3 tRNA genes and 1 rRNA gene are annotated in these 419 nt (G+C 50.4%); all 4 read left to right on the top strand.

Going from position 1 to position 419, the window contains the following annotated elements:
* Positions 1 to 97 (top strand): 5S ribosomal RNA (gene rrf, locus MN204_RS20370); the annotation flags it as partial.
* Between the two features lie 11 nt (positions 98 to 108).
* A tRNA-Val gene (locus MN204_RS20365) sits at positions 109 to 184 on the top strand.
* 3 nt (positions 185 to 187) lie between these two features.
* Positions 188 to 263: transfer RNA gene (locus MN204_RS20360), tRNA-Thr, on the top strand.
* Positions 264 to 321: 58 nt separating this feature from the next.
* Positions 322 to 397, top strand: a tRNA-Lys gene (locus MN204_RS20355).
* Positions 398 to 419 lie beyond the last annotated feature (22 nt).

Raw genomic sequence — 419 nt, 5'->3', positions numbered from 1 at the left:
AGGTCACACCTGTTCCCATCCCGAACACAGAAGTTAAGCTCTTCAGCGCCGATGGTAGTTGGGGCTTTGCCCCTGCAAGAGTAGGACGCCGCCAGGCTTATATGCATCGGAGGATTAGCTCAGCTGGGAGAGCACCTGCCTTACAAGCAGGGGGTCGCAGGTTCGAGCCCTGCATCCTCCACCATTTGCCGGCCTAGCTCAATTGGTAGAGCAACTGACTTGTAATCAGTAGGTTGGGGGTTCAAGTCCTCTGGCCGGCACCATCTTTTTTGGAAACTAAATAAATGATTCATTTAAATGGTGCTTTTTAACTCACTATGTGAGCCATTAGCTCAGTCGGTAGAGCATTTGACTTTTAATCAAAGGGTCGAAGGTTCGAATCCTTCATGGCTCACCATTTGCGGGTGTGGCGGAATTGG

The organism is Oceanobacillus saliphilus, assembly GCF_023522835.1.
GTDB lineage: Bacteria > Bacillota > Bacilli > Bacillales > Amphibacillaceae > Oceanobacillus > Oceanobacillus saliphilus.
The sequence above is the reverse complement of the archived record's forward strand: the minus strand, read 5'-3'. Positions and strand labels throughout refer to the sequence as shown.